This is a genomic window from Falsiroseomonas sp. RANM36, assembly GCF_056682175.1.
Genome location: NZ_JBWXTD010000003.1, coordinates 1,740,315 through 1,746,279, shown reverse-complemented (window position 1 = coordinate 1,746,279; position 5,965 = coordinate 1,740,315). Strand labels below are relative to the sequence as shown.

Below are 5,965 nucleotides of genomic sequence, written 5' to 3'. Positions count from 1 at the left end.
GGGGGGGGGGGCCCGGGGGCGCCCCCCCGGGGGGGGGCGCCCGGCGCCGCGGCCCCGGCGCGGCCCTCGCCGTGCAGCACCACGTCGAGGCCCTCGCGCTCCTCTTCCTCGGTCACGCGCAGGCCGACGATCACGTCCACCACCTTCAGCAGGATGAAGGTCATCACCGCGGTGAAGGCGAAGACCGCGACCACCGAGTAGAACTGGATCAGCAGCTGCTCCATGCTGCCGCTGTAGCCTTCCGGCGTGGAGGCGCTGGCCGACAGCGCCCCATAGGCGAAGACGCCCGTCAGCAGCGCGCCGACGATGCCGCAGACGCCGTGCACGCCGAAGGCGTCCAGGCTGTCGTCGTAGCCGCACCAGTGCTTCAGCGCGGTGGCGCCCCAGAAGCCGGCGAGGCCGGCGACCACGCCGATGATCAGCGCCGAGCCGGGCAGCACGAAGCCGGCGGCCGGGGTGATCGCCACCAGGCCGGCGACTGCGCCGGAGATGGCGCCGAGCACGCTCGGCTTGCCCTTCGTCGCCCATTCGGCGATCAGCCAGGCCAGCACCGCCGCGGCGGCGGCGATCTGCGTGACCAGCATCGCCATGCCGGCGCGCGCGCCCGCGCCGACCGCCGAGCCGGCATTGAAGCCGAACCAGCCCACCCAGAGCAGGCTCGCGCCGATCACGGCGAAGGCCAGGTTGTAGGGGGCCATGTTGTCCTGCCCGTAGCCCACGCGCTTGCCGAGCACGATCGCCGCCACCAGGCCGGCCACGCCGGCATTGATGTGCACCACCGTGCCGCCGGCGAAGTCGAGCGCGCCGAGGCCGAAGATCCAGCCATTCGGGTGCCACACCCAATGGGCGATCGGCGAATAGACCAGGAGCGTCCAGAGCGACACGAAGACCAGCAGGGCGGAGAACTTCATCCGGTCCGCGACCGCGCCGGTGATCAGCGCCGCGGTGATGATGGCGAAGGTCATCTGGAACATGGCGAAGACGCTCTCGGGGATCGTCGTCGCCACCGCGCTGTCGCCCGAGCCCAGGGTGAAGGGCTTGTCCCAGCCTTCCGCCATGCCGCGCATCAGCAGCCGCGAGAGGTCGCCGACATAGGCGTTGCCCTCGCCGAAGGCCAGGCTGTAGCCGAGCACCATCCACAGCACGCCGACCAGCGCGCAGACCGTGAAGGACTGCATCATGGTGGCCAGCACGGTCTTCTTGCGCACCATGCCCGCGTAGAACAGCGCCACGCCGGGCACCGTCATCATCAGCACGATGGCCGTGCTGGTGAGCATCCAGGCGGTGTCGCCGGTGTCGATCTTCGCATCCTCCGCGAAGGCGGCGCCGGCCGCCATCGTCGCAGGCAGCGCCAGAAGCGCGGCGCGCGCAAGCATTCTCATCCCGTGCATCCCTTGTCGCTTTGGTTGGCGTTGCGGCTCACAGGGCCGCGCCGTCGGTCTCGCCGGTGCGGATCCGGAGCGCGCGCTCCAGGTCCACGACGAAGATCTTGCCGTCGCCGATCTTGCCGGTGCGCGCGGCCCCGGCGATCGCCTCGACCACCGCGTCCACGAGTTCCGCGGCCACGGCGACCTCGATCTTGAGCTTCGGCAGGAAGCTCACATGGTATTCGGCACCGCGGTAGATCTCGGTCTGGCCCTTCTGCCGGCCGAATCCCTTCACCTCGGTCACCGTCAGCCCCTGCACGCCGAGCGGGGTGAGCGCATCGCGCACCTCGTCCAGCTTGAAGGGCTTGATGATCGCCATCACCAGCTTCATCGCGCCGCAATCCCCTTTGCCCAGGCGGAGTCCGACCGGGCAATCCAAGCGGCGTGCCAGAAGGCCGGATCGGCCCGGCATGCGGCGCCGCGCGCCCGCACGGCGGTGCGGCAGCACTCTTGACCGATCAACCTGCCTAAATATCAGGCAATTGCCCAACCCTTGCCGAATCCCTGTAACATCGCGACCTTCGCCGCATGACCGAAACGCTCGACGTCACCGCCTGCGTCATCGGCGCCGGGCCGGTGGGCGCCACCCTTGCCGCAACCCTCGCCGCCGCGGGCGTCCCGACCGCGGTGGTGGATCGTGCGCCCCTGCCGCCGATGGAACTGCCGGAATTCGACGGCCGCGCCTATGCGATCGCGCTGACCAGCCGCCGCCTGCTGGACGCCGCCGGCATCTGGGACCGCCTGCCGATGGCGCCGCAGCCGATCCGCCGCATCCTGGTGCGCGACGGCCTGCCCGGCGCGCCGCCGTCCCGCCTCGGCCTCGGCTTCGACGCCGCGGAGGTCGCCGACGGCCAGCCCTTCGGCTGGATGGTGGAGGCCCGCGCGCTGCGCGTGGCGCTGAACGCCCGCCTGCCGGCGCTGCCGAACCTCGTGGCCTTCGCCCCGGCCATCGCCACGGTCCACCGCGATGCCGCGGGCGTGGAGGTCGCCATCGCGGGTGGGCCGCTGATCCGCGCCCGCCTCGTCATCGGCGCCGAGGGACGCGAGAGCCCGCTGCGCGCGCAGGCGGGCATACCGGTCACGCGCTGGGACTACGGCCAGGTCGGCATGGTCGGCGCCTTCGCGCATGAGCGCCCGCACCAGGGCACCGCGGTCGAGATGTTCCTGCCCAACGGGCCCTTCGCGCAGTTGCCGCTCGCCGGGCCGGGCGGCTTCGGCAGCACGACGATGCCGCATGCCTCGGCCTATGTCTGGAGCGAGCGGACGGCGCTGGCCCGGCGGTTCCTGGCGATGGACGATGCCGCCTTCGGCCGCGAGCTGGCCCGCCGCCTGGGCGACCGCCTCGGCGCCATCCGCCCGATCGGGCGGCGCTGGTCCTATCCGCTTTCGGCGCTCTGGGCGCAGCGCTTCACCGATGCGCGGCTCGCGCTGGTGGGCGATGCGGCGCATGGCATCCACCCGATCGCCGGGCAGGGCCTGAACCTCGGCTTCCGCGACGTCGCCGCGCTGGCGGAGGAGGTGATCGCGGCGGTCAATGCCGGCGAGGATCCCGGCGGCGCCGCGGTGCTGGCGCGCTACCAGGCGCGCGCGCGGCCGGATGCGATGCTGATGCTCGGCGCGACGCATGTGCTGGAGAAGCTGTTCGGCAATGATTTCGGCCCGGTGCGGCTGGCGCGCCGCCTCGGCATCGCCGCGGTGGACCGCATCCCGCCGCTGAAGCGCGCCTTCGCGCAGCGCGCGATGGGGATCACGCAGGGCCAGGCGGGGCTGCTGGGCGGGCAGCGCCTGCTGTAGGCTGCGGCGCGCCCGCGGTGATCTGGACAGTCGCCTCGGGCGTTACGCAGCCATGCCGCGTCTCGACACCTATCGCGCCAAGCGCGACCTCAGCCGTTCGCCGGAACCCGCCGGGCGCGTCGGGCGGCGGCGCAAGCGCGCACGGGCCTTCGTCGTGCAGATGCATGCCGCGCGGCGGCTGCACTGGGACCTGAGGCTCGAGCTCGACGGCGTGCTGAAATCCTGGGCCGTCACGCGCGGCCCGAGCCTCGATCCCGCCGAGCGGCGCCTGGCCGTGGAGGTGGAGGACCATCCGCTCGACTATGGCGCTTTCGAAGGCAGCATCCCCGAAGGCTATGGCGCGGGCGAGGTCTTGCTGTGGGACCGCGGCAGCTGGGAGCCGATAGGCGACACCGACCCCGCCACCGCCCTCGCCGAGGGCCATCTGAAGTTCAGGGTCGCGGCGCAGCGCATGACGGGCGGCTGGGCGCTGATCCGCATGACGCCGCGCGCCGGCGAGAAGCGGGTGAACTGGCTGCTGATCAAGGAGAAGGACGAATACGCCCGGCCCGGCAGCGGCGATGCGCTGGTGCGCGAGAACACATCCTCCGTCGCCAGCGGCCGCGCCATGCCGGAGACGCCGAAGCCCGGACCGGCCGAAGCGCCGCGCCGCGCGCGCCGGGCGAAGCGCGCAAAGCCGGATGCGCCCGCGCGCAACGCCGATCCCGCCTTCCTGCCGCCACAGCTAGCGACGCTGGCGGACCGCCCGCCAGCCGGCCCCGGCTGGGTGCATGAGCCGAAGCTCGACGGCTACCGCATCCAGGCACGCATCCGCGGCGGCGCGGCGACGCTGCTGACGCGCAACGGGCTCGACTGGACGCATCGCTTCCCCGAGACCGCCGCCGCGCTGGCGCGTCTGCCCGATTGCACGCTGGATGGCGAGATCGTCGCGCTCGACGCCGAGAACCGCCCGGACTTCCCGGCGCTGGTCGCCGCGCTGGAGGCGAAGCGCACCGGCGCGCTGCGCTATCATGCCTTCGACCTGTTGCGTAAGGATGGCGCGGACCTGCGGGAGCAGCCCCTGGCGGAGCGCAAGCAGCGCCTGCGCAGATTGCTGGCGAAGGCGCCGCCGGCCCTGGCCTATGTCGAGGATTTCGCCGCGCCGGGCGATGCCGTGCTGATGTCGGCCTGCCGGCTGGGGCTGGAGGGGATCGTCAGCAAGCGGCGCGACGCGCCGTACCATGCCGGGCGCGGGGAGGGCTGGGTGAAGACGAAATGCCGCGGCACGGACGAGTTCGTCATCGGCGGCCACGCCAGCGGTCCGAAGGGATCGCTGACGCTGCTGATGGGGGCTTGGCGCGGCAAGTCTCTCGTCTATCTCGGCCGCGTCGGGTCCGGCATCTCGGGCGCGAAGGCGGACCGGCTGATGCGCGCGCTGACGCCGCTGCGGCGCGCGACATCGCCCTTCCAGGGCGGCGCCGGCGGCAAGGACGCGACCTTCGTCGAGCCGAAGCTGGTGGCCGAGATCGGCCATGCCGGCTTCACCGGCGACGGGATGCTGCGCCAGGCCAGCTTCCGCGCGCTGCGCGAGGACAAGCGGGCGGAGCAGGTGGAGGCACCGGCGAAGCCCGCCCGCGCGGGCGGCGCGTCGCAGGTCGCGGGCGTGACGCTGTCGCACCCCGACAAGCTGCTCTGGCCGCAAGAGGGCATCACCAAGCGCGACCTCGCCGCCTATTTCGCGGCCGTCGCGCCTGCGCTGCTCGCCTATGCCGGCGGACGGCCGCTGACGCTGCTGCGCGCGCCGGACGGCATCGCGGGCGAGCGCTTCTGGCAGCGCCATGCCGGCGCCGGCACCTCCGCGCTGATCGGCCAGGTGGCGATCGAAGGCGAGGCGAAGCCGCATCTCTGCGTGCGGGACGCGGCGGGGCTGGTGGCGCTGGCGCAGGCGGGTGTCGTGGAGATCCATGTCTGGGGCTCGCGCGCCGCCGATCCCGAGCATGCGGACCGGCTGGTCTTCGACCTCGACCCGGATGAGGGGCTCGACTTTGCGCGGGTGATCGAGGCCGCGCAGACGGTGCGCAGGGCGTTGGAGAAGGCGGGGCTCAAGGCCTTCTGCAAGACGACGGGCGGCAAGGGGCTGCATGTCGTGGCGCCCATCCTGCCGCGGCACGATTGGCCCGTGGTGAAGGCCTTCGCGCGCGGCTTCTGCGAGCGCCTCGCGGCGGCGGAACCGGAGCGCTACACCACCACGCTGGCGAAGCGCGCGCGGAAGGGCAGGCTGTTCCTCGACTACCTGCGGAACGAGCGGCAGGGCACGGCGGTCGCGGCCTGGTCGCCGCGCGCGCGGCCTGGCGCCACCGTGTCGGTGCCGCTGGCCTGGAGCGAGGTGAAGCCCGGGCTCGATCCGAAGGTCTTCACGATCAGCAGCGCGCCGGAGCGGCTGAAAGGCGCGGATCCCTGGAAGGGCTACGACAAGGCGGCGCGGGAGTTGCCGGAGGGATAGCGCTACGCCGAGCGCCGCGTCTTCGCGGCCGGCGCTGGGGCCTTCTTCCCCGTCCGCTTCGCCGGCGGCTTCTTCGCCGAGGGCTTCTCCGCCCCCCTCGACGGTGCTTTTCCCCCGCCCTTCAGGCTGCGCTTCAGCGCCTCCATCAGGTCGATGACGTTGCTCTCCTCCGGCGCCTCGCGCCGGCGCGGGGGGGGGGGGGGGGGCCCGCGGGGCGGGCGGGGGGGGGGCGCGCGCCCGCCCGGCGGGGGGGGCGGGGCGG

Annotated in this window: 5 protein-coding genes; 2 read left to right on the top strand and 3 right to left on the bottom strand. The window is 73.1% G+C overall.

From position 1 onward, the window contains the following. Positions 1–1,391, bottom strand: a 1,391-nt coding sequence (locus AC1MIR_RS13315) for an ammonium transporter (protein WP_480028632.1), incomplete at its 3' end; no start/stop codon positions are given. Between the two features lie 28 nt (positions 1,392–1,419). Continuing rightward, positions 1,420–1,758, bottom strand: coding sequence for a P-II family nitrogen regulator (locus tag AC1MIR_RS13310; protein WP_480028631.1), 339 nt, complete (start codon positions 1,756–1,758; stop codon positions 1,420–1,422). Between the two features lie 197 nt (positions 1,759–1,955). Between AC1MIR_RS13310 and AC1MIR_RS13305 the strand changes: the two genes are divergently transcribed. Together AC1MIR_RS13305 and ligD are read left to right on the top strand one after the other, a co-directional pair. Further along, positions 1,956–3,221: a UbiH/UbiF/VisC/COQ6 family ubiquinone biosynthesis hydroxylase gene (locus AC1MIR_RS13305; RefSeq protein WP_480028630.1), complete on the top strand. Its 1,266-nt coding sequence runs from the start codon at positions 1,956–1,958 to the stop codon at positions 3,219–3,221. 52 nt (positions 3,222–3,273) lie between these two features. Next, positions 3,274–5,703 carry a DNA ligase D gene (gene ligD / locus AC1MIR_RS13300; RefSeq protein ID WP_480028629.1) on the top strand — a complete coding sequence of 810 codons (2,430 nt, stop codon included), beginning with the start codon at positions 3,274–3,276 and terminating at the stop codon, positions 5,701–5,703. Positions 5,704–5,705: 2 nt separating this feature from the next. On the opposite strand, the gene AC1MIR_RS13295 is transcribed toward ligD, so the two are convergent. Further along, positions 5,706–5,965, bottom strand: a 260-nt coding sequence (locus AC1MIR_RS13295) for a hypothetical protein (RefSeq protein ID WP_480028628.1), incomplete at its 5' end; no start/stop codon positions are given.